This is a genomic window from Caulobacter sp. CCUG 60055 (genome assembly GCF_022750545.1).
Lineage (GTDB): Bacteria > Pseudomonadota > Alphaproteobacteria > Caulobacterales > Caulobacteraceae > PUIC01.
The window spans coordinates 530,599-551,400 of record NZ_PUIC01000003.1; the positions used below are offsets into that span (position 1 = coordinate 530,599).

Annotated in this window: 25 protein-coding genes and 1 tRNA gene; 19 read left to right on the plus strand and 7 right to left on the minus strand. The window is 69.6% G+C overall.

Annotation, left to right across the window (positions count from 1 at the left end):
- Positions 1–52 precede the first annotated feature (52 nt).
- Positions 53–2,017: a transketolase gene (gene tkt, locus C5708_RS07780; RefSeq protein ID WP_242919586.1), complete on the minus strand. Its 1,965-nt coding sequence runs from the start codon at positions 2,015–2,017 to the stop codon at positions 53–55.
- A gap of 114 nt (positions 2,018–2,131) precedes the next feature.
- On the opposite strand from tkt, the gene C5708_RS07785 reads away from it, so the two are divergent.
- The 6 genes from C5708_RS07785 to C5708_RS07810 all read left to right on the plus strand — a co-directional run bounded on the left by C5708_RS07785 (position 2,132) and on the right by C5708_RS07810 (position 5,648).
- Positions 2,132–2,464, plus strand: a complete 333-nt coding sequence (locus C5708_RS07785; RefSeq protein WP_278253808.1) for a DUF4164 family protein — start codon at positions 2,132–2,134, stop codon at positions 2,462–2,464.
- A 3-nt stretch (positions 2,465–2,467) separates the two neighbouring features.
- On the plus strand, positions 2,468–2,800 hold the full coding sequence (locus tag C5708_RS07790; RefSeq protein WP_121449936.1) for a cell division protein ZapA: 333 nt from the start codon (positions 2,468–2,470) through the stop codon (positions 2,798–2,800).
- A gap of 73 nt (positions 2,801–2,873) precedes the next feature.
- The gene (locus C5708_RS07795; RefSeq protein WP_242919588.1) at positions 2,874–3,038 is read left to right on the plus strand and encodes a hypothetical protein; all 165 of its coding nucleotides are present in this window, start codon (positions 2,874–2,876) and stop codon (positions 3,036–3,038) included.
- 319 nt (positions 3,039–3,357) lie between these two features.
- On the plus strand, positions 3,358–3,951 hold the full coding sequence (locus C5708_RS07800) for a 5-formyltetrahydrofolate cyclo-ligase (protein ID WP_242919590.1): 594 nt from the start codon (positions 3,358–3,360) through the stop codon (positions 3,949–3,951).
- Positions 3,951–4,793, plus strand: a complete 843-nt coding sequence (locus C5708_RS07805; protein WP_242919592.1) for a TIGR00282 family metallophosphoesterase — start codon at positions 3,951–3,953, stop codon at positions 4,791–4,793. The genes C5708_RS07800 and C5708_RS07805 overlap by 1 nt, the downstream gene beginning before the upstream one ends.
- Positions 4,794–4,898: 105 nt before the next feature.
- On the plus strand, positions 4,899–5,648 hold the full coding sequence (locus C5708_RS07810) for a YebC/PmpR family DNA-binding transcriptional regulator (protein ID WP_242919595.1): 750 nt from the start codon (positions 4,899–4,901) through the stop codon (positions 5,646–5,648).
- A gap of 98 nt (positions 5,649–5,746) precedes the next feature.
- Here C5708_RS07810 and C5708_RS07815 read toward each other — a convergent pair whose 3' ends face one another.
- The gene (locus C5708_RS07815) at positions 5,747–6,121 is read right to left on the minus strand and encodes a helix-turn-helix transcriptional regulator (protein ID WP_242919597.1); all 375 of its coding nucleotides are present in this window, start codon (positions 6,119–6,121) and stop codon (positions 5,747–5,749) included.
- Between the two features lie 331 nt (positions 6,122–6,452).
- Between C5708_RS07815 and C5708_RS07820 the strand changes: the two genes are divergently transcribed.
- Positions 6,453–6,614, plus strand: coding sequence for a hypothetical protein (locus tag C5708_RS07820; protein WP_242919669.1), 162 nt, complete (start codon positions 6,453–6,455; stop codon positions 6,612–6,614).
- A 185-nt stretch (positions 6,615–6,799) separates the two neighbouring features.
- On the opposite strand, the gene C5708_RS07825 is transcribed toward C5708_RS07820, so the two are convergent.
- The 4 genes from C5708_RS07825 to C5708_RS07840 form a co-directional block, all read right to left on the minus strand.
- A complete protein-coding gene (locus C5708_RS07825) occupies positions 6,800–8,068 on the minus strand; it encodes a three-Cys-motif partner protein TcmP (protein WP_242919599.1) in 1,269 nt (422 codons plus the stop codon).
- A gap of 50 nt (positions 8,069–8,118) precedes the next feature.
- Positions 8,119–8,898 (minus strand): DUF5131 family protein, encoded by a 780-nt coding sequence (locus C5708_RS07830; RefSeq protein ID WP_242919600.1) that lies wholly within the window; start codon positions 8,896–8,898, stop codon positions 8,119–8,121.
- Positions 8,899–9,213: 315 nt separating this feature from the next.
- Positions 9,214–9,290: transfer RNA gene (locus C5708_RS07835), tRNA-Thr, on the minus strand.
- Between the two features lie 36 nt (positions 9,291–9,326).
- Positions 9,327–10,043, minus strand: coding sequence for a 2OG-Fe dioxygenase family protein (locus C5708_RS07840; protein WP_242919602.1), 717 nt, complete (start codon positions 10,041–10,043; stop codon positions 9,327–9,329).
- 216 nt (positions 10,044–10,259) lie between these two features.
- Between C5708_RS07840 and C5708_RS07845 the strand changes: the two genes are divergently transcribed.
- A complete protein-coding gene (locus C5708_RS07845; protein ID WP_242919604.1) occupies positions 10,260–11,150 on the plus strand; it encodes a LysR family transcriptional regulator in 891 nt (296 codons plus the stop codon).
- Between the two features lie 8 nt (positions 11,151–11,158).
- Here the strand turns inward: C5708_RS07845 and maiA are convergent, their stop codons facing one another.
- Positions 11,159–11,812, minus strand: a complete 654-nt coding sequence (maiA, locus tag C5708_RS07850) for a maleylacetoacetate isomerase (protein WP_242919606.1) — start codon at positions 11,810–11,812, stop codon at positions 11,159–11,161.
- A 317-nt stretch (positions 11,813–12,129) separates the two neighbouring features.
- Between maiA and ruvC the strand changes: the two genes are divergently transcribed.
- From ruvC to tilS, 11 genes are all read left to right on the plus strand, one after another.
- Positions 12,130–12,666 (plus strand): crossover junction endodeoxyribonuclease RuvC, encoded by a 537-nt coding sequence (gene ruvC, locus C5708_RS07855; protein WP_242919608.1) that lies wholly within the window; start codon positions 12,130–12,132, stop codon positions 12,664–12,666.
- Entirely contained in the window at positions 12,663–13,277 is a 615-nt protein-coding gene (gene ruvA, locus C5708_RS07860; RefSeq protein WP_242919610.1) for a Holliday junction branch migration protein RuvA, read from the plus strand. The genes ruvC and ruvA overlap by 4 nt, the downstream gene beginning before the upstream one ends.
- Positions 13,274–14,317 carry a Holliday junction branch migration DNA helicase RuvB gene (ruvB, locus tag C5708_RS07865; RefSeq protein ID WP_242919612.1) on the plus strand — a complete coding sequence of 348 codons (1,044 nt, stop codon included), beginning with the start codon at positions 13,274–13,276 and terminating at the stop codon, positions 14,315–14,317. The genes ruvA and ruvB overlap by 4 nt, the downstream gene beginning before the upstream one ends.
- Positions 14,317–14,784 carry a tol-pal system-associated acyl-CoA thioesterase gene (ybgC, locus tag C5708_RS07870; protein WP_278253809.1) on the plus strand — a complete coding sequence of 156 codons (468 nt, stop codon included), beginning with the start codon at positions 14,317–14,319 and terminating at the stop codon, positions 14,782–14,784. The genes ruvB and ybgC overlap by 1 nt, the downstream gene beginning before the upstream one ends.
- A gap of 73 nt (positions 14,785–14,857) precedes the next feature.
- Complete coding sequence (gene tolQ / locus C5708_RS07875) at positions 14,858–15,550, plus strand: protein TolQ (RefSeq protein ID WP_242919614.1); 693 nt, start codon at positions 14,858–14,860, stop codon at positions 15,548–15,550.
- Positions 15,551–15,553: 3 nt separating this feature from the next.
- Positions 15,554–16,066 carry an ExbD/TolR family protein gene (locus tag C5708_RS07880; protein WP_242919616.1) on the plus strand — a complete coding sequence of 171 codons (513 nt, stop codon included), beginning with the start codon at positions 15,554–15,556 and terminating at the stop codon, positions 16,064–16,066.
- Positions 16,067–16,073: 7 nt separating this feature from the next.
- On the plus strand, positions 16,074–16,934 hold the full coding sequence (locus C5708_RS07885; RefSeq protein WP_242919618.1) for an energy transducer TonB: 861 nt from the start codon (positions 16,074–16,076) through the stop codon (positions 16,932–16,934).
- 35 nt (positions 16,935–16,969) lie between these two features.
- Positions 16,970–18,274, plus strand: coding sequence for a Tol-Pal system beta propeller repeat protein TolB (gene tolB / locus C5708_RS07890; protein ID WP_242919677.1), 1,305 nt, complete (start codon positions 16,970–16,972; stop codon positions 18,272–18,274).
- 139 nt (positions 18,275–18,413) lie between these two features.
- Complete coding sequence (pal, locus tag C5708_RS07895) at positions 18,414–18,980, plus strand: peptidoglycan-associated lipoprotein Pal (protein ID WP_242919620.1); 567 nt, start codon at positions 18,414–18,416, stop codon at positions 18,978–18,980.
- A 123-nt stretch (positions 18,981–19,103) separates the two neighbouring features.
- Positions 19,104–19,976: a tol-pal system protein YbgF gene (gene ybgF / locus C5708_RS07900; protein WP_242919622.1), complete on the plus strand. Its 873-nt coding sequence runs from the start codon at positions 19,104–19,106 to the stop codon at positions 19,974–19,976.
- A partial coding sequence (gene tilS / locus C5708_RS07905; protein ID WP_242919624.1) for a tRNA lysidine(34) synthetase TilS occupies positions 19,964–20,802 on the plus strand: 839 nt, incomplete at its 3' end. The genes ybgF and tilS, both read left to right, overlap by 13 nt.

The window sequence follows — 20,802 nt, forward strand, 5'->3', positions numbered from 1 at the left end:
CTGGGTTCCCGCTTTCGCGGGAATGAGCGGGACGGAAGATCGGGTTTCGCCCTTAGAGCTTGGCCTTGGCCGCGGCGACCACGCCTTCCGGCGTGACGCCGAACTCCTTGTACAGCCGCTCATAGGGCGCCGAGGCGCCGAAGCCGTGCATGCCGACGAAGGCGCCGTGCTCGCCGATGAACCGCTCCCAGCCGAAGCGGACGCCCGCCTCGACCGCCACGCGCACCGGTGCCTGGCCGATCACCTTGGCCTGGTAGGCGGCCGGTTGCCGGTCGAACAGCTCCCAGCACGGGGTGGAGACCACCCGGGTCCCGATCCCTTCGGCCTGCAGCGTGGCGCGGGCGGCCATGGCCACCGCGACCTCGGTGCCGGAGGCGAAAATCGTCACCTTGGCCTCGCCCGTGGCCGGGGCCAGCTCATAGGCGCCCTTGGCCGACAGGTCGCCGCCCGCGTCCCGCACGGCGGCGGTCTTCTGGCGCGACAGGGCCATCACCGACGGCGTGGTCTTGTGCTGCAGGGCGATCTTCCAGCATTCGGCCGTCTCGACCGCGTCGGCCGGGCGGAACACCAGGAGGTTGGGCATCGCCCGCAGGCTGGCGACGTGCTCGACCGGCTGGTGGGTCGGGCCGTCCTCGCCCAGGCCGATGGAATCGTGGGTCATGACGTGCACCACCCGCGCGCCCATCAGCGCGCCCAGGCGGATCGCCGCGCGGCTGTAGTCCGAGAACACCAGGAAGGTGCCGGAATAGGGGATCACCCCGCCGTGCAGGGCCATGCCGTTCATGGCCGCGGCCATGCCGAACTCGCGCACGCCGTAATGGACGTAGCGGCCGGCGTAGTCGGGGGCGTCGAAGGGCAGCATGCCCTTGACGAAGGTATTGTTCGAGCCGGTCAGGTCGGCCGAGCCGCCGATCATCTCCGGGATGACCGGGGTCAGGGTCTCCAGCGCCGAGCCGGAATGGACGCGGGTGGCGTTGACCGGCTTGTCGGCCAGGCACTTGGCGATGTGGGCGTCGAGGGCGGCGAAGGCGTCGGCGGGCAGGTCGCCGGCCATCGCCCGCTCGAACTCGGCCTTGGCGTCAGAATGCTTCAGCGCCTTTTCCCAGTGCTTGCGGTCCTTGGCGCCGCGCTTGCCGGCCTTGCGCCAGGCCTTGGTCACGTCCTCGGGTAGGGTGAAGGGCTCGTGCGGCCAGCCCATCGCCTCGCGGGCCAGGGCGATCTGCTCGTCGAACAGGGTGTAGCCGTGGCTGTGGGGGTCGCCTTCCTTGGGGCCGGCGCCCTTGGAGATCAGGGTCTTGCAGGCCAGCATCACCGGCTTGTCCTGCTTGGTCGCCCAGCGCATGGCGGCGGCGATCTTGCCGAAGTCGTGGCCGTCCACCGCCTTGACCGCCCAGCCGGCGGCCTTGAAGCGGGCCATCTGGTCGCCGGTCTCGGCGATGGTGGCGACGCCGTCGATGGTGACGTTGTTGTCGTCCCACAGCACGATCAGCTTGTTCAGCTTCAGGCGGCCGGCCAGGCTGATCGCCTCGTGGCTGACGCCTTCCATCAGGCAGCCGTCGCCGGCGATCACCCAGGTGCGGTGGTCGACCAGATCCTCGCCGAAGCGGTTGGCCAGGTGGCGTTCGGCCATGGCCATGCCGACCGCGGTGGCCAGGCCCTGGCCCAGCGGGCCGGTGGTGGTCTCGACGCCCGGCGTGTGGCCGTATTCTGGGTGGCCCGGCGTCTTGGAGCTCCACTGACGGAAGTTGCGCAGCTCGTCCATGGTCACGGCCTTGGAGCCGGTCAGGTGCAGCAGGGCGTATTGCAGCATCGAGCCGTGGCCGGCCGACAGCACGAAGCGGTCGCGGTCGGCCCAGTCGGGCTTGGCCGCGTCGTACTTCAGGAACTTGGTCCACAGCACCGTCGCCACGTCGGCCATGCCCATCGGCATGCCCTGGTGCCCCGAGCGCGCGGCGTGGACGGCGTCCATCGACAGGACCCGAATGGCGTCGGCCATGGTTTTGGGGGAGGCGGACATGTTCTGGCCTTCGGTGAATGGGATTGGCGGCGACCTCGCACGGGCGGGCGCCAGAATCAAGGAAAGCGATGCTTTCGGCTTGGGCGCGGCGCAGTCTATAGAATGGGGTGACTCATGGGTTCAGGATCGGAGCGCCAGCGCATGATGCGAGAGGCGGGCGCGGAAAGCGCCCTCGACGCCGCCGCCCGCCGGCTGGAACGGGCGGTCGCCCAACTGGAGGCGAGGGTCGCCGTCCTGGCCCAGCGCGGCGAGGCCGACGGGCTGTTCGACCAGGATCGCGCCAAGCTGGCCGCCGAGCTGGACGCCGCCCGCGCGAGGGAGAAGGACCTGGAGGCGGCCGGCGCCGAAGCCTCCGCCGCCCTGGGGCGCGCCATCGTCGAGATCCGCGCGGCCCTCGGCTCCGCCGACGAGGCGGAGGACGTCGAAGACGCGCCGAAGGAGGCTTGAGCCGTGGCCCAGGTGACCATCGAGATCAACGGCCGGCCCTATGTGGTCGGCTGCGAGAACGGGCAGGAGGCGCACCTCGCCGAACTGGCCCGCCTGTTCGACCGGCAGGTGCGCCAGGTCAGCCAGGACGTCGGCCAGCTGGGCGAGACGCGGCTGTTCCTGATGGGCGCGCTGCTGCTGGCCGACGAACTGTCGGACGTCAAGCTGCGCCTCGCCCAGGCCCAGTCCGAGCTGGCCCGCATGCAGTCCGACCAGGCCCGCGTCGAGGTGCGCGCGGTCTCGGCCCTGGAGGGCGCGGCCAAGCGCATCGAGGCCCTGGCCGCCAGGTCCGGCTGATTTCGCGCGGCGAGGCTCGTCTGCGGCCCGAGGTTGTGCGAGGCTGGGGCCCAGCTTGGCGTGGAGTGTCGGCATGGAAGCGGTCACGGTGCTGGAAGAGGTCCTGCAGGGCGATCTGGAGCGCTGCGCGTCGGCGATCCGCCAGGATCGCAAGCAGGACGCGCTGGAGGAGCTGGAGCGGGCCTTCGCCAAGCTCGACACCGTCCTCGACATGCTGCGCTCGACCCACGGGCGCTGAAGGGTAAGACCTTCTCCATCGGCGTGGAGGAGGGGGCCCTGTCGCCGCCAGGCTTGAGTCATGGGCCCCGACCCCCTACCTTGCGAAGTCGGCGGGTCTTGCTGCGGCTCGCGTCGAAGGCTTCACATCCCGGGGACCTTAATCACCTCGATAGGGAGCTGTCCCTGCGCGTGGCCGTGGCTGCGAGTAAACGGCGCCCACCTGGCTTTCCAGGTCCGAGTGGATTGAAACCGCCTTCACGGTTCTACGCGGCGCCGCCACCCTTTCTCCTTCGAGGGGGCCGGCTTTCTGCATCCCGCGCGACGGGTTAAGCAGGACCATGGTCCACGCCTCGATCCCTTCCGCCAAGGCGGTCCTGCGCCTCGAAATGCAGGCGTTGCGCGCCGGTCTCGCCGCCGCCGCGCCGCGGGCCGGGGAGCTGGCGGCCGCGCGTCTGCCGGTCGCGCTGCTGGGCCGCTTCGCCGTGGTCGCCGGCTACCACCCCTTCCGCTCCGAGATCGACCCGGCGCCGGCGTTGCGGCGGCTGGCCGAGGCCGGCGCGGCCATCGCCCTGCCGGTGACGCCGCCGCGCGGATCGGACGCGCCGCTGTCGTTCCACCGCTGGTCGCCGGAGGCTGGGCTCAGCCGGGGCGGGTTCGGCGTGCTGGAGCCGTCGCCGCGGGCCGAGACGCTGGAGCCCGACCTCGTGGTCACGCCGTTGCTCGCCTTCGACCGCGCCGGCGCCCGCCTCGGCTACGGCCAGGGGCATTTCGACCGCACGCTGGAGGCCCTTCGCGCGCGAAGGGCGGTGTTCGTCCTGGGCCTGGCCTTCGCCGGCCAGGAGGTGGCCCGCGTCCCGGCCGAGCCGCACGACCAGCATCTGGACGCCATCCTGACGGAAACCGGCTATATTGCCGTCCGAAAGGATACCTGATGCGCTTTGCCTTCTTCGGCGACGTGGTCGGACGCTCCGGCCGCGAAGGCCTCGCCGACCACCTGCCCCACCTGCGCCGCGATCTCGGCCTGGAGTTCGTGATCGTCAACGCCGAGAACGCCGCCAGCGGCTTCGGCGTCACCGAGAACACCGCGCGCGAGCTGTTCGACGCCGGCGCCGACTGCCTGACCCTGGGCAACCATTCCTGGGACCAGAAGGAGGCGCTGACCTACATCGTGCGCGAGCCGCGCCTGATCCGCCCGGCCAATTATCCGGTGCTGGCCGACGCGCCGGGACGGGGCTCGAACCTGTTCGTCACCGAGAGCGGCAAGCGGGTGCTGGTGATCAACCTGCTCGGCCGGGTGCACATGGACGCGCTCGACGACCCGTTCGCCGCCTGCAACCGCGAGCTGGAGACCGCGCCTCTGGGGCTGGTCGCCGACGCGGTGGTGGTCGACATGCACGCCGAGGCCACCTCGGAGAAGATGGCCATGGGCCATTTCTGCGACGGCCGCGCCAGCCTGGTGGTCGGCACCCACACCCATGTGCCCACCGCCGACTGCCAGATCCTCAACGGCGGCACCGCCTACCAGACCGACGCCGGCGCCTGCGCCGACTATGACAGCGTCATCGGCAACCAGAAGGAAGAGCCGCTGCGCCGCTTCACCACGCGGATCAGCGGCGGCCGCTACCAGCCGGCCACCGGCCCGGCCACGGTCTGCGGCGTGTTCGTCGAGACCGACGACCGCACCGGCCTGGCCCGGCGCGTCGAGCCGATCCGCATCGGCGGCCGCCTGGCGCCGCACGTGCCGGCGGTCGACCGCGCCGAGGCGGTCGGCTGAGGCCTTCGCCGGGCGACTGGCGAAAATCCGCGAGCGAAGCTAGTAAGCACGGAAGCATCTCTGGAAGACGGGCGCCGTTTCGGCGGCCGGGAACGACATAGGCACATGGCCGGACACTCAAAGTTCAAGAACATCATGCACCGGAAGGGCCGCGCCGACGCCGTCCGTTCCAAGCTGTTCTCCAAGCTGTCGCGTGAGATCACCGTGGCCGCCAAGTCGGGCATGCCCGACCCGGCCATGAACCCGCGCCTGCGCCTGGCGGTGAACAACGCCAAGGCCGAATCCATGCCCAAGGACGTCATCGACCGCGCCATCAAGAAGGCGGTCGGCGGCGACGCCGACAGCTACGAAGAGGTGCGCTACGAAGGCTTCGGCCCCGGCGGCGTCAGCCTGATCGTCGAGGTGCTGACCGACAACCGCAACCGCGCGGCGGCCAATGTCCGCACCATCTTCGGCAAGAACGGCGGCAATCTGGGCGAAAGCGGCTCGGTGTCGTTCATGTTCGACCGCATGGGCGAGATCGGCTATCCGGCCAAGGCCGCCTCGGAAGACAGGATGATGGAGGCCGCCATCGAGGCCGGCGCCGCCGACGCCGAGTTCGATCCCGAGGACGGCCACACCGTCTACACCGCCTTCGAGGACCTGGGCGCCGTGGTCGAGACCCTGACCGCCGCCTTCGGCGAGCCCAAGACCAGCAAGATCGTCTGGCGGCCCAAGAGCGAGACCCCGGTCGCGGGCGAGGACGTCGCCAAGCTGATGCGCCTGATCGACGCCCTGGACGACGACGACGACGTCCAGACGGTGTTCGGCAACTACGCCATCAGCGACGAGGACCTCGAGGCGCTGTCGGCGTGAGCGGACAAGGGGGCGGCCTTGTCGCCCCCACCCGGCCGCTCGAGGCGCCGGCGGAGTGAGCGGCGACGCATCCTTCTGAGTTTATCCCCGCGCGGGCGCTAGTCGTCGCCGGCGGCGGCGCGGATGAGGCGCAGGACCGAGCGGCGGACGGCGAGGCTCTTGATCGAGCGGTAGGCGGCGACGAGGCCGGCGAGCTCGTCCTCGGCCCGCCGCTCCGGATCGGGGCCGTCGGCGGGCGTCGGGACGGCGTCGCCGCGCAGCACGGCCTCGGGAATCCCCAGCACGGCGGCGACGGCCTTCAGCCTGGGCGTGGCGATGCGGCTGGCGCCGGCCTCGAAGCTGCGGACCTGACGGCAGGTCACGCCGGCGGCGCAGGCCAGCTCGGCCTCGGTCATGCCGCGGCGGACCCTGGCGGCGCGGATGCGCTCGCCGACGCCGGCGGCGTGAGCCGAGATGCGGGATCGTTTGGCCAAGACGCGGTCTCCGGTCACGGGCGGGAAGGTGGAAGCTTGGGAGCGCGGCAGGCCATCCCATCACCCGTCCCTGAACGCCCCTCTCTTTCAGCACTCGAGCAGATCGCCATGTCGTCCTCCCGTGAGACCAGTTGACGCAGCGATAGCACGGAAAATTTCCCTGAAGATATGGAAAAATGTCCTACGGAAAAGTCGCGTATAGTTAGAGCGTCAGACCTGCTCAGGCTGACACCTCATGCCCAAGACCATTTTCGGGGGCGATCACCAGCGCCTTGTCGAGGTGCTTACGGAAGCTCGAAAACGAGCCGACCTCACCCAGTCCGAGCTCGCGATGCGGATCGGCCGAGATCAGACGTTCATATCGCTGATCGAACGAGGACAACGCCGCGTCGATGTGATCGAGTTCATATCGCTGGCGAAAGCGCTGGGTGACGATCCCGCCACGCTGTTCGAGCATGTGATACGCAAATTGTCGAACGGGGACGAAGTGTAAGCGATAGGTCTATCTCGCGCTTGTACTGCAGACTATCTGTGTCATAAATCCTGTTGGCGTGTGTTTAGAAACTAAATCTGCAGATATTCTGGTCACCATCTATCACAATGCCACCGGATAGCGTCCAATACCTCCCAAGCGTGAGCTTGTGCGCAATAGTTCGGCCCGCCAAGCTGGCTGTGAGATTAGACCCCCATTCGACGGATGAAGGACTTCTGCGCCCTGTTGCGGACTAAGTCGTCCCACTTGAGAATCTTGGCCGCCGGCCGGACCTTGCCCTCTTGGGTGAAGACGTCGATCTCAGCGTAGGTGTCACGCAGTTGAATTACCGCTTCGGCGACCATCTCGAAGGTCAGAGGCGACTCGTTGCAGTGCGCGCGGAAGAGATCCCCAAGGGTGACCGGGGTGGTTGCATCCTGCGCATCGTCTCGGATCATCCGTGGTAGCTGCTCGATCGCGGCGGCGAGGGAGTCCTTGCGCGCATCAACGCCGAAGTCGAACTCGAGTCTAGTCTGGTTGGGGTCAACGCTTGGGTCATATCCGAGGGCGTTGAAGCCAGCATCGCCAGGGTGCGAAAAGATGTTACTCATGGTCCAGTGAAGCCTTGCCATCTCGTCGCGAGCCCGCCCATGCTTGGACAGGTGAAGTAACCAATAGGAACGCCGACTGTCGGCCGAGCGAATGAAGAATGGGGTGTAAAAATCGGCGCCCGTACTACTAATAATATGCTTATAGAGGAAGCCTTGGATAAGGTGTCGCTGGCCCTGCTCGGTCTTGAGCGCCTTGATGGCCTCGCCCATGGCCGGGTCGAGCTCGATCGCACGGCCACCGGCTGTCTGCACAGTCTGATTGGAAAAGTAGTCAATCAGAGAGTCGACCGAGAACGTGAGCAGAACTTCTGGATTGCGGAGGCGAGCGAAGATCTGACGTACGGTGGCGAACGAGACTGCGCTCCAACCGTATTGATCCAGAAAAAACAACGCCCGATGGCTTGAGCCGCGGGCCTTGATTCTTTGGATTATGTCGGCGGCCTTCTCCTCGAAGAGACCGGTCGACACCGAGATGGAGGCACTGATGTCGTCGCTGAACTCTGACTTCATGAGTTCGTGTTGCAGGTACTCAATGTGCTCAGGTCGCTTGTCGACGAAGAAGAACTGCGACTTCATCTGAAAACCGTTCTGGCGCGTGAGGGTCAGGCTCGCCTCGGCCGCCTTGACCGCCCGAAGCACCCTCAACGGCGAGCCCGGAACGATCACGGATCCATTCTGGTAGGCCCCCCCGCCGCAGAACCCGTCGACGATCGTCAGGTTGAGCTCCCGCCGGCGGGGATTGGACGACAAGATCTTAATGTAGCTGTCGATGTAAGTGGCGAAGACGTCGTGTTTGGCGAGGCTATGCGCGCCGATTTTCGGCAGCGGCTCGCCCAACTTCCAGACGTAGTGCTTGATGGCCATGTCGTCCGGCTACCCCCCAATTCGGCGGTGTCGCAGACGACCTGAAGGCCTCAGACCGCCTCCGGCCTCGCCGGCATTTCGTTCCAGGTCCTTCCCCGATACTCACGGCCGTTGGCCTTCTTGGAGCGCTTCTTGTTGTCCTTGCCCCAAGTTCCCCACTGCTTGAAGAAGAACGCTGTACCATAAGTATCGCATTGCGTGTAAATTTCGTCGATCCAATCTTCACGAATAGGACGGGCGTTCAGGCCACTCTCACCGCCGACAATCGCCCAGTGTACATCGGTGAGGTCCATAGTGCCGGCAGGACCGATTAAGGGCTCGAACGAGATGAACCGGATGGCCGCCGGCACGGTTCGCAGATGGTCGATACGGCCGATAACGTCGGCGTTCTCGACGCTGGTGCCGAGCCAGACATTCGGCAGGACATCGGGGATCGTGCGCGCCACGACCTCTGCCATCCGTTCGGGGCGCTTGGTCAGAATCTGGTAATTGTGATGCGGCGTCTCACGCATCACCTGCCAAACATCGACGATAAACGCCTCGCTGACCGCTTCGTGAAAAAGGTCGCTCATCGAATTGACGAAAATCTTGCGCGGCTTGCGCCAGCTATATGGAATGTCGAGCGCAGCGCGATCCTCGCGCACCACGCCGTTCCAGATAGCGCGCCTGCCGCTCTTACGTGTGAGGCCGTCGTACTTGGCGACGCCCATAGCTTCGAGACGGCGCGCCATTTGCATGGCATAGCAGTTGGTGCAACCCGCAGTGACGATGGAGCAACCGGCTACCGGATTCCAGGTGGCGTCAGTCCACTCGATCTGGGTTTCGGCCATGGCTCTAACTCTTTGCTGGTGCCCACAAGGGGTGTCGTAGCGCGGACAGTCAACTCCAAGAAGAAAAGATCCCGTTAACCATCCTTCGCTTTAGCGGAGCTTCATCAAGGACCAGCGTCGAGCTTGGGCCGGTCAAACATGGCCGCACGTGCTCGATCCAGGCAGGAACTTCTCGACGCTCCGCGCGAATCTGTCAGTAGGTCGCCTAAGAGTCCGTTTCAGACGCAGCCGATATGGGTTCTGAAAGCAGATCGATGAGCCGATGGCGCAGCGTACGTCGGAGGCGAGGCTGGGCTCTCCAAATCTCATTGAAAATGGCGACGCCTAGGTGACTCGAACACCTGACCTGCGCATTACGTATGCGCCGCTCTTCCGGATGAGCTAAGGCGGCCCCGGCGTGCGGTTGAAGGCCTAGGCGGTTCTCCGCCTCACCGGTCGCGGCGCCGGAAGGTGACGACCAGCACGTCGCGATAGGCGGGGCGATCCGGATCGACGGCCTCGATCGCCGTCACGCCATGGAACACCCGGCTGTCGTCGATGAAGACCGCGTCCAGCGGCTCCATCAGGGTGAAGTCGCCCAGCGACCGGCCGGCCGGATCGAAGATGTTGGTGACGCCGGCGGAGACGTTCTCCCGCGCGACCAGCATGACCAGCACCCAGTCGACGCCGTCGCGGTGCGCGCCCTCCGGCGTCGGCCGTCCGGCCTCGCCCGCCCGCGATTCGATGCGGAACTGGTGCATCTCGACGCGCCAGGGGAAGCCGGGGTCGGGCGCGGCGACCGACCCGAAGACGTCCAGCGACAGGTCGAGGACGCGGCGGCTGAGCGGCAGGCCGACGACCGCCTCGGTGATCGGCTCGAACCAGCGTTCGACGCCGCCGTTCAGCCGGTTGTAGGCCAGGCTCTGGAAATGCGGCTGGTGCGGCTGGCGCACGATGTCGCCGGGCCGCGCCTCCAGGGTGGCGAAGCGCCGCCGCCGATAGCGGCCGTTGTCGGCCATGTACTGGTCGACCGCCAGGTCGTTCCAGCTCCGCGCATAGGCCGGCCAGTCGGCCAGCGCCGCCTCGCCGACCATGCGGCGCATGTCGGGGGCCGGGGCCCTGGCGAACCCGTCCCTGGCCACCTGCTGTCTGATGTCGTCGAGCAACGGCGTGTTCCCTCCGGCGCACCGCAGCTATGTGTTTCCAAGGCGCGTTCAAGCCCGATCGGTCTTTGCACGATCTTTTTCGACGCTCCCCAAGGCCGGTTCGGCGGCGGCGCGGACGCCGCCCCGTTGCAAGGGCCGGTCCTTCAGGCGATAGCCTTGCGCGTTCGCAAGTTCGTTGCGGCTTGGCGCTGCGGCGCTTGCGTGGAGGCCAGCGCGATGAACTGGAACGATTTCCGGCTGGTCCTGGCCATCAGCCGGACGGGCTCGCTGAAGGGCGCCGCCAAGACGCTCGGGCACGATCATTCCACGATCTTCCGTTGGCTGAACGCCCTGGAGGCCAGGTTCCAGGCGCAGCTGTTCGAGCGCAACGCCGGCGCCTACCGCGCGACCGAGGCCGGCGAGCGGATGCTGCTGGCCGCCGAGCGCATGGAGGAGGAGGCGCTGGCGCTCGACCGGGAGATTTCCGGCCGCGACGCGCGCCTGTCGGGGAACCTCAGGATCACCTGTTCCGAGAGCCTGGCCTACCGCCTGCTCAACGACCTGCTCGTCGAGTTCCGCGCCCGGCACGAGGGCATCTCGGTCGAACTGCTGGTCGACAACCGGCAACTGGACCTGCTTCGCCGCGAGGCCGACATCGCCATCCGCGCCACCCGTCCGGCCGAGGGCGACCTGTTCGGCCGGCGGATCGCGGAAACCGCGTGGGCGCTGTACGCCAGCCCGAAATATCTGGCCGAGCGGCCCGTTCCCGCGCCGCCGTTCGCGGGGCACAGCTTCATCGGCTGGGACACGGCCGCCGTCGCCGCGGCGGCGAACTGGCTGACCGAGGCCGTGTCCGGCGACGCGATCGTCTATCGCTCGAGCAGCCTGATCAATCAGATGATGGCGGTGAAGGCCGGCGTCGGCATGGCCCTGCTGCCCTGTTACCTCGCCGACCAGGAGCCGGACCTGACCAGCGTGACCGGGCCGGAGGGCGCGCTGACGCGGGAGCTCTGGCTGATCACCCATCGCGACCTGCGCAACACCGCCCGCGTCCGCGCCTTCTTCGACGTCGTCGGCCAGGGCCTGATCGCCCGCCGGGACCTGCTCGAAGGCAGGCGCGCAGCCTAGATCCCGCTCTAGAACGGGTTGGGCGCGCCGGGCTGGCGGAAGGGAACGGCCTCGGCGATCGCGTCGAGGTCCAGGCAGGCCCAGGCGATGCGGTCGACGGTGGGCAGGTCGTCGGTCTTCACCTCGAAGCCCCTGGCGCCCATGACCAGGCTGATCAGGCAAAGATCGGCGATGGACGGCGCATCGCCGTGGCAGAAGACGCCGGTGGCGGGGTCGTCCTTCAACCGCGCCTCGGCCTGGGCCAGCCCTTCCCGGAACCAGTGGGTGATCCAGTCGGTGCGGCGGGCCTGGTCGAGCCCGAACGCGTCGGCGAGGTGACGGCGGATGCGCGGAACGATCAGCGGGTGATGGTCGGCGGCGCACAGCAGCGCGATGGCCCGCACGCGGGCCCGGCCGCGCGGGTCCTCGGGCAGCAGGCGCGGCGCCGGGTGCGTCTCTTCCAGATATTCGAGGATGGCCATCGACTGCGTCAGGGGCGGGCCGTCGTCGACGAACAGCACGGGCACGGCCATGCTCGGATTGAGGGCCTTGAACGCCGGCGCGTTCTGCTCGCCCGCGTCCAGGTCGATCATGGTCTCCTCGTAGGCCAGGCCTTTCAGGTTCAGGGCGCAGCGCACGCGGAAGGCGGCCGCCGATCGCCAAAAGCCGTACATCTTGAACATGTCGGGTCTGCTCCACTGGTGTCGGGGCCACGCGGCGGCTGGCCGGGCGGCCCCTCGAGGCGACGGTCGGTTCGGTTGTCCGGCCGCGGCCTAGGCCTCGCGCCGAACCCTCTCCGCGCCGGGTCGGGCGACACTAGGGAGTTTCCCTCCGGGCGGATCTTGGCGTTTGGCAATCGCCGCTTGCGGGTGAACAAGAACGGCGGGGCGCGGGCCCTCTCAAGAGCCCTCTCTCCGTCGTTTCGTCATTCGCTAACCCGACGTTAACCGCACCGGGGCGCTTTGCGTTGAGGCCCCGAAGGGGCGAAGCTGCGGAACACATGACGAACGCGATTCGGATTTTGGGGCTGGACCCGGGGCTGCGGCGCACCGGCTGGGGGGTGATCGCCGTCGATGGCGCGCGCCTGAGCCACGTCGCCCACGGGATCATCGCCCCGCCCGCCGACGCGCCGTTCTCCGACCGCCTCCTGTTCCTGTTCCAGGCCGTCGCCGAGGTGGTCGCCGCCCACGCCCCGCACGAGGCGGCGGTGGAGGAGACCTTCGTCACCGCCAACGGCCAGTCGACCCTGAAGCTGGGCCACGCCCGCGCCGCCGCCATGATCGCCCCGGCCCAGGCCGGCCTGCTGGTCGCCGAATACGCCGCCACGGTGGTCAAGAAGGCGGTGGTCGGCGCCGGCGGCGCCGACAAGGACCAGGTCGCCTTCATGATCGCCCGCATCCTGCCGACGGCGGGCTCGCCCACCGCCGACGCCGCCGACGCCCTGGCGGTGGCCGTCGCCCACGCCCACGCCCGCAAGGTGCGCACAATCGGAGCCCCTCCGGCGGGCGGCGCGAGCCAGCAAAGGAAGGCGTCATGATCGGCCGTCTGCGCGGCGCCCTGGCCGAGGCCGGCGAGGAAGAAGCCCTGATCGACGTCGGCGGGGTCGGCTATGTCGTGCGCTGCGGCGCCCGCACCCTGTCGCACCTGCCGGCGGTGGGCGACGAGACCCTGCTGCACGTCGAGACCCAGTGGACCGAGGCCGCCGGCATGCGGCTCTACGGCTTTTTGACCCGCGCCGACCGCCGCGCCTTCGTGCTGCTGCAGGCGATCCAGGGCGTCGGCCCCAAGGCGGCGCTGTCGGTGCTCGACGTGCTGCCGCCGCCGGAGCTGGCCGCCGCCGTGGCCCGCGAGGACAAGGCCGCCGTCGGCCGCGCCAACGGCGTCGGACCCAAGCTCGCCCAGCGCATCGTCACCGAGCTGAAGGGCAAGCCGATCAGCGACGGGCCGGTCGCCGCCGCCCTGCCCGCTGCCCCGTCGCGCGAAGCCGCCGCGCCGTCCAATGTCGGCGAGGCAGTCGCCGCCCTGATGGGCCTGGGCGTGGCCGAGGCCAACGCCCGCCGCGTCGTCGAGCACGCCGCGCTGAAGCTGGGCGAGGACGCCGAGATCCAGGTGCTGATCAAGGCCGGCCTGCAGGAGCTCGGCCGGTGACCTCGCGCATCGTCTCGGGCGAGGCCGCGCCGTTCGAAGGCTCCGACAAGGCCCTGCGCCCGCAGACCCTGGCCGAGTTCGTCGGCCAGGAGCAGTCCAAGGCCAACCTCAAGATCTTCATCGACGCCGCCCGCGGCCGGGGCGAGGCCCTGGACCACGTGCTGCTGTTCGGCCCGCCGGGCCTGGGCAAGACCACCCTGGCCCAGATCGTCGCCCGCGAGCTGGGGGTCAATTTCCGCGCCACCTCCGGCCCGGTGCTGGCCAAGGCCGGCGACCTGGCGGCGATCCTGACCAATCTCGAACCGCGCGACGTGCTGTTCATCGACGAGATCCACCGGCTGTCGTCGAACGTCGAGGAGATCCTCTATCCGGCCATGGAGGACCACGTCCTCGACCTGATCATCGGCGAGGGGCCGTCGGCGCGCTCGATCCGCATCGATCTCGCGCCCTTCACCCTGGTGGCGGCGACGACCCGCGCGGGCCTCCTGGCGACGCCGCTGCGCGACCGCTTCGGCATTCCGCTGCGCCTGGAGTTCTACACCCCCGCCGAGCTGCAGAAGGTCATCGGCCACGCCGCCCGCAAGATGGGCGTCGACATCGCCCTCGACGGCGCCGCCGAGATCGCCGCGCGGGCGCGGGGCACGCCGCGCGTGGCGGGCCGCCTGCTGCGCCGGGTGCGCGACTTCGCCGAGGCGGACGGGGCCAGGGTGATCGATCAGAAGGCGGCGGCGCGGGCGCTGGCCCGGCTGGAGGTCGACGAGATCGGCCTCGACAGCCTCGACCGCCGCTATCTGCGCGCCCTGATCGAGCACTATGGCGGCGGCCCGGCCGGGGTCGAGACCATCGCCTACGCCATCGCCGAGGCCCGCGACGCCGTCGAGGACGTCATCGAGCCCTATCTGATGCAGCAGGGTTTCATCCAGCGCACGCCGCGCGGCCGGATCGCCTGCGCCAAGGCCTATCTGCACCTCGGCCTTTCCGCCCCGCCGCAGCCGGCCGCCCCGGCGGGCGTCCAGCCCGGACTGTTCGAGGACGAGTGATGACGCCGGACGTTCCCGACCATGCCCCCACCGCCGGCTGGTTCGAAGGCCGCGAGCACCGCCTGCCGGTGCGCATCTACTACGAGGACACCGACTTCACCGGGGTGGTCTACCACGCCAACTACGTCCGTTATTTCGAGCGCGGCCGGTCGGACTTCCTGCGGCTGGCGGGGGTCAGCCACAGCGACCTGCTGGAGCGGGACGACCCGGCCGCCTTCGTGGTCACCCGGCTGGAGATCGACTTCAAGAAGGCCGCGCGCATCGACGACGCCCTGACCGTCCACACCACCTACGATTCGGTGAAGGGGCCGCGCCTGCACATCAGCCAGTGGATCACCTGCGGCGAGGCGGCGATCGCCCGCGCCCGGGTCGAGGCCGCCTGCATCAGCCTGGACGGGCGGCCGCGAAGACCGCCGGAAGGCCTGGCCGAGACGCTGAGGCCCTGGTTCGCACCCGCGTCATCCTGACGCGCCATAGTTTGACCATGCCTATGCGCCACGCGGTTGGCGCGCCCGACGAATCGAAAACAGAGAGCCCTCCATGGACGTCACGCCAGAGAACTTTTCCGCCGTCGCGATCTTCCTGCGCGCCGACTGGGTGGTGAAGGTGGTCATGATCGGCCTGGCGCTGGCCTCGCTGTGGTCGTGGGGCGTGATCATCGACAAGCTGATCCGCTTCGGCGGGCTGAACCGCGAGGCCGACCGGTTCGAGGACCAGGTCTCGTCGGGCCAGTCGCTGGAGGACGTCGCGGCGGCGGCGGGCGACAAGCCCCGCCATCCGCTGCCCCGCATGCTCAAGTCGGCGCTGCACGAATGGCGCGACGGCCGTCACAAGGGGCCGATGACCGACACCCAGGCGGCCCTCCTGATCCAGCGCGTCGATCGGGCCCTGGACAGCGTGATCTCGCGCGAGAGCGCCAAGGCCGAGGACGGCCTGGGCAGCCTGGCGATCATCGCCACCGCCTCGCCCTTCGTCGGCCTGTTCGGCACGGTGTGGGGCATCATGCACGCCTTCCAGGCCATCGCCGTGCAGAAGAACACCAACCTGTCGGTGGTGGCGCCGTCGATCGCCGAGGCGCTGTTCGCCACCGCCATCGGCCTGGCGGCGGCCATCCCCGCCTATATCGCCTACAACAAGTTCTCGACCGACGCCGGCAAGTTCACCGGCCGCCTGGAGGGTTTCGCCGACGACATGGCCGCCGCCGTGGCGCGGCGCGTGGGCGGCGGGGCCTGATCCATGGCGCTGTCGCTGGATTCCACCAACACGCGCGGCCGGGGCCGCCGGCGGGGCCGCTCGCGGCGCGCACTGTCCGAGATCAACGTCACGCCGCTGGTCGACGTGATGCTGGTGCTGCTGATCATCTTCATGGTCTCGGCGCCCCTGCTGACGGTGGGCGTGCCGCTGGAGCTGCCCAAGACCGAGGCCGGCGCCATGGACGAGCAGAACCAGCCGCTGAACGTCTCGATCAAAGCCGACGGCGGGATCTTCCTGCAGGACAGCCAGGTGCCGTTCGAGGGCCTGGCCGCGGCCATGCATCAGGTCGCCGGAACCGGCTTCGACAAGCCGATCTATGTCCGGGCCGACGGCAAGGCGCCCTATGCGGTGGTGGCCCAGGTGATGGCGGCGATCTCGGCGGCCGGCTTCGCCAAGATCGGCCTGATCACCGACACGGGCGGCCCGACCTCCGGCGCCCGCGAGACCAAGGTCGACGCCGCCATCGCGCCCGGCCTTGCGCCGGCGCCGCGCTGAGGGCTCGATGCGGCGCCGAGGCAGCACAACCGATCGCTATCCTGCGCTGGCGGCCTCCGCCCTGCTGCACGCGGCCGTCCTGGTCGCGGGCATGGTCGCGTTCCATTTCCGCCAGCCGCTGAAGGTCCAGCAGGTGACGCCCGTCACCCTGCTGACCAGCGCCCAGATCGCCAACCTGCGCGCCGCCGTCGAGGCGCAGACGCCGCAGGAGGCCCAGACCGAGACCCCGGTCCCGCAGGCCCCGCCCGAACCGCCGGCCCCGACGCCGGCCCCCGCGCCGCCGGCCCCGGCTCCCGCCCCCAAGGTCGAGCCGACCAAGCCGTCGCCGCCCCAGGCCGCCAAGCCGGCCGAGCAGCCGGCCAAGACCCCGCAGAAGCCGGCCCCGGCCAAGCCGTCGGCCGCCGCCGGCCTCGACCTCGACGCCCTGGCCGCCAGCATCGCCAAGTCGGTCAAGGCCGGCGGGGCCAAGCCGTCCTCGGCGCACAAGGGACCGACCCGGGCCGAGGCCGACGTCCAGGCCCGCCAGGCCTCCGGCGCCGCGCGCGCCGCCACGGCGGACGCGCTGTCGGCGATCGCCGGCAAGCTGACCCGGCTGTGGAACCCCAACTGCGGGGTCGAGGGCGCGGCCAACATCATCATCCCGGTGCGCATCACCCTGCGCGCCGACGGCGGACTGGTCCGCGCCGACTTGGCCGACGCCCGCCGGATCGACGACCTGCACGACCCGGTCGAACGGGCCGCCGCCATCCGCGCGCTGAACGCGGTGTCGCGCGCCGCGCCCTTTGACGGCCTGCCCGCCGAAACCTATTCGGACTGGAAGGCGTTCGTGGTGCGGTTCAACGCCAAGCAGGCCTGCCAGGGCATGTGAGGAAAGACGAGATGAGCAGAAAAATCCGTTCACCCATGCATCTGATCCGCCTCGCCGTCGCGGCGTTCGCCGTCGGCCTCTTCGGCGCCGCCCTGGCGCCGGCCGCGCGGGCCGAGATCGTCGTCGACGTCAACAAGGGCGCGGTGCAGCCGCTGCCCATCGCCGTTCCGGGCTTCACCGGCGCGGGCCAGTACGGCGCCGACATCGCCAAGGTGATCTCGGGCAACCTCGAGCGTTCGGGCCTGTTCGCGCCGATCAATCCGGCCACCTTCATCGAGAAGGACCTGGACGTGAACGTCCAGCCCAAGTTCCCCGACTGGAAGGTGCTCAGCGCCCAGGCCCTGGTCAACGGCCAGGTCACGGTCGATCCGGACGGGCGGCTGCGCGTCGACTTCCGCCTGTGGGACGTCTATTCCGAGCAGCAGCTTCTGGGCCTGCAGTTCACCTCGACGCCGGACAACTGGCGGCGGGTGGCGCACAAGATCTCGGACGCGGTCTACGAGCGCTTGACCGGCGAGAAGGGCTATTTCGACACCCGGGTGGTGTTCGTGGCCGAGAGCGGGCCCAAGACCAAGCGCATCCGCAAGCTGATGATCATGGACCAGGACGGGGCCAACCCGACCTATCTGACCGACGGCTCGTACCAGGCGTTCACCCCGCGCTTCTCGGCGACCAGCCAGGAGATCACCTATATGGCGCTGCGCGATTCCGGCGCGACGCTCTACCTGTTCAACCTGGAGACCGGCCGCCAGGAGACCCTGGGCAGCTTCAAGGGCATGGTGTTCGCGCCGCGCTTCTCGCCGGACGGCTCCAAGGTGGTGTTCTCGGTCGAGCGGGGCGGCAACACCGACCTGTTCGTGATGAACCTGAAGAACCGCGCGGTCAGCCGCCTGACCTCGGACCCGGCCATCGACACCTCGCCGTCGTTCTCGCCGGACGGGACGCAGATCGTGTTCAATTCCGACCGGGGCGGCAGCCCGCAGCTCTATGTGATGAGCGCCGCCGGCGACGGCCAGCGCCGGGTGTCGTTCGGCCAGGGCCGCTACATGACCCCTGTATGGAGCCCGCGGGGCGACTATATCGCCTTCACCAAGCAGACCGGCTCGACCTTCCATATCGGCGTCATGCGGCCGGACGGCTCGGACGAGCGCATCCTGACCACCAGCTACATGGACGAAGGGCCGACCTGGGCCCCGAACGGCCGGGTGCTGATGTTCTCACGCGAAAGCCCTGGCGGCGGATCGCGGTTGTGGACGGTCGACGTGTCCGGCCGGGTCGAGCGCGCCGCGCCCTATCCGGGTGGTGGTTCGGACCCGGCGTGGTCGCCGCTGCTGAACTGATGAGGTCTTCGCAGGTCCTGCGAAATCGGAACCGAACCGACGCGATAACGTTCGCGTGTATAGTTCAGGTTCCGCAGGACAGCGTCGACGTTCTGGGTCAATCCCAACTTCTGTCGTGATCCTAGCTGAGGAGGAAGTCATGAACTTCAACACCAAGCGCGCCGCCCGATTGGCGCTTATCGCCGCGGCGGCTGCTTCGATCGCGGCTTGCGCGTCGAAGCCGAAGCCGCTGCCCGAGGTCCCGCCGCCGCCGCCCGCGCCGACGGCCCCGCCGGCTCCGCCGCCGACCACCCCGGCCCCGCCGCCGGCCCCGGTGTCCAGCGCGCCGCTGCCCGGCAGCGAGCAGGACTTCGTCATCAACGCCGGCGATCGCGTCTATTTCGACTTCGATCAGTATACGGTGCGTGGCGACGCCCGGCCGGTGCTCGACGCCCAGGCGGCGTGGCTGGCCCGCTATCCGTCGGTCCAGGTCCGCATCGACGGCAACGCCGACGAGCGCGGCACCCGCGAGTACAACTTCGCCCTCGGCGCCCGTCGCGCCAACGCCGTCCGCGACTACCTGGTCTCCAAGGGCGTCTCGGCCTCGCGCATCGAGACCGTGTCCTACGGCAAGGAACGTCCGATCGACGGCGGCGCGGGCGAGGACGCCTGGGCCAAGAACCGCAACGGCCACACCGCCATCACCGGCGGCGCGCGCATGCAATAGGTCCTCGCCTCGCGAGACCCGTGGAAGGGAGCCGCCCGCGCGGCTCCCTTTTTCGTCTTTCCGCTGGACCGCCGCCGCCAGGGCGGCCAAATTTCGACACGCCTGCCTGGGATACCGCCGACCATGACGCGCAGCCGATACCTGTTGTCCGCCGCCCTCGCCGGCCTGCTCGCGACGGCGGCCGCCGCGCCCAGCTTCGCGCAGACCCCGATCGACAACGATCCGCTCGACGACCGCTCCAAGCGCCGCCTGGACAACATGGAGAAGGTCATGCGCGAGCTGCGCTCGATCGTCTTCCAGGGGCGCGACACCGGCCATCCGGTGGTGGTGCAGCCGGCCGAGACCGACAACCAGATCTTCAACCTGAACACCAAGGTCGACGACCTGCAAGGCGCGCTCCAGCGCCTGAACGGTCAGATCGAGGTGCTGAACCACGACGTCGACCTCGCCCGCCGCCAGGCCCAGGAGGCCAACGCGCGCCTGAAGGAGACCTCGGACCGCCTCGACCGGGCCGAAAAACAGATCGCCGACCTGGCCGCCGCCGCCACGCCGCCGCCGCCCCCGCCGCCGCAGGATGGCGGGCAGCCCCCGGGGCCCGCGCCGACGGCCTCTGCGGCGCAGGCCTTCGCCAAGGCCAAGCAGCTGCTGCTGGATGGCCAGTACCCGGCCGCCTCGGCGGCGTTCCAGGACTATGTCGACCGCTACGGCGACACCGCCCGCGCGCCGGAGGCCCGCTACTGGCTGGGCGAGACCAAGTTCGTGCAGGAAGCCTATGGCGAGGCGGCGGTGGCCTATGTCGGCGCCATCCGGGGCTGGCCGCAGACCGCCTGGGCCCCCGACGCCGTGGTCAAACTGTCCCAGTCGCTGATCGCCCTGAGGAAGCCGGCCGACGCCTGCAAGACGCTGGAGGAGCTGGAGCGGCGTTATCCCAAGGCCAGCGCCGCCGTGAAGACCCGCGCGACCGCCGCCCGCGCCCGGGCCAAGTGCGCCGCCTGACGCCGCCCGCCGGCCTGCCCGCCTCCGCCTTCGAGGCGCTCGACCGGCGTCTCGATCCGCATGCGGATCGCCCCGTCGCCGTGGCCTTCTCCGGCGGCGGCGATTCCCTGGCCGCCCTCCTGCTGACCAAGGCCTGGGCCGACCGCGCGGGCCGCCCGGTGGCCGCGATCACCGTCGATCATGGCCTGCAGGCGGCCAGCGCGGGCTGGACGGAGACCTGCGCCGACCTCGCCCACGCCCTGGGCGTGGCGTTCCAACCCGTCGTCTGGACGGGCGAAAAGCCGGCCGGCGGCCTGCCGGCGGCGGCGCGCCAGGCCCGCCATGACCTTCTCGCCCGCACGGCGCGCGCCATCGGCGCGCGGGTCGTGGTCCTGGGCCACACCGCCGACGATCGGCTGGAGGCCGAGCTGATGCGGGCCGACGGCTCGACCCTGGGCGAGCTGCGGGCCTGGTCGCCGTCGCCGGTGTGGCCGGAAGGGCGGGGGCTCTTCCTGCTGCGGCCGCTGCTCGGGCTTCGCCGGGCCGCCTTGCGCGACCTGCTGGCCGGGGCGGGCCTCGCCTGGATCGACGATCCGGCCAATGCGGACCCGCGTTTCGCGCGCAGCCGGGCGCGGGCGAGGCTGGGGCCCGCCGCCCCCGACCCGCCGCCGGCCCCCGACCCCGACCCGCAGGCGGCCGCCCTGGCGGCGCGCTGCCGGGCCGGCGCCGACGGCGGCCTGAGCATCGACCGCTCCCTTCTGCGTCGCGCCTCCCTGGAGGCGGCCGTCCGTTTCGTCGCGGCGGCGGCGACCTGCGCCGCCGGGCGGGCGGGGCCGCCCCGGCGCGC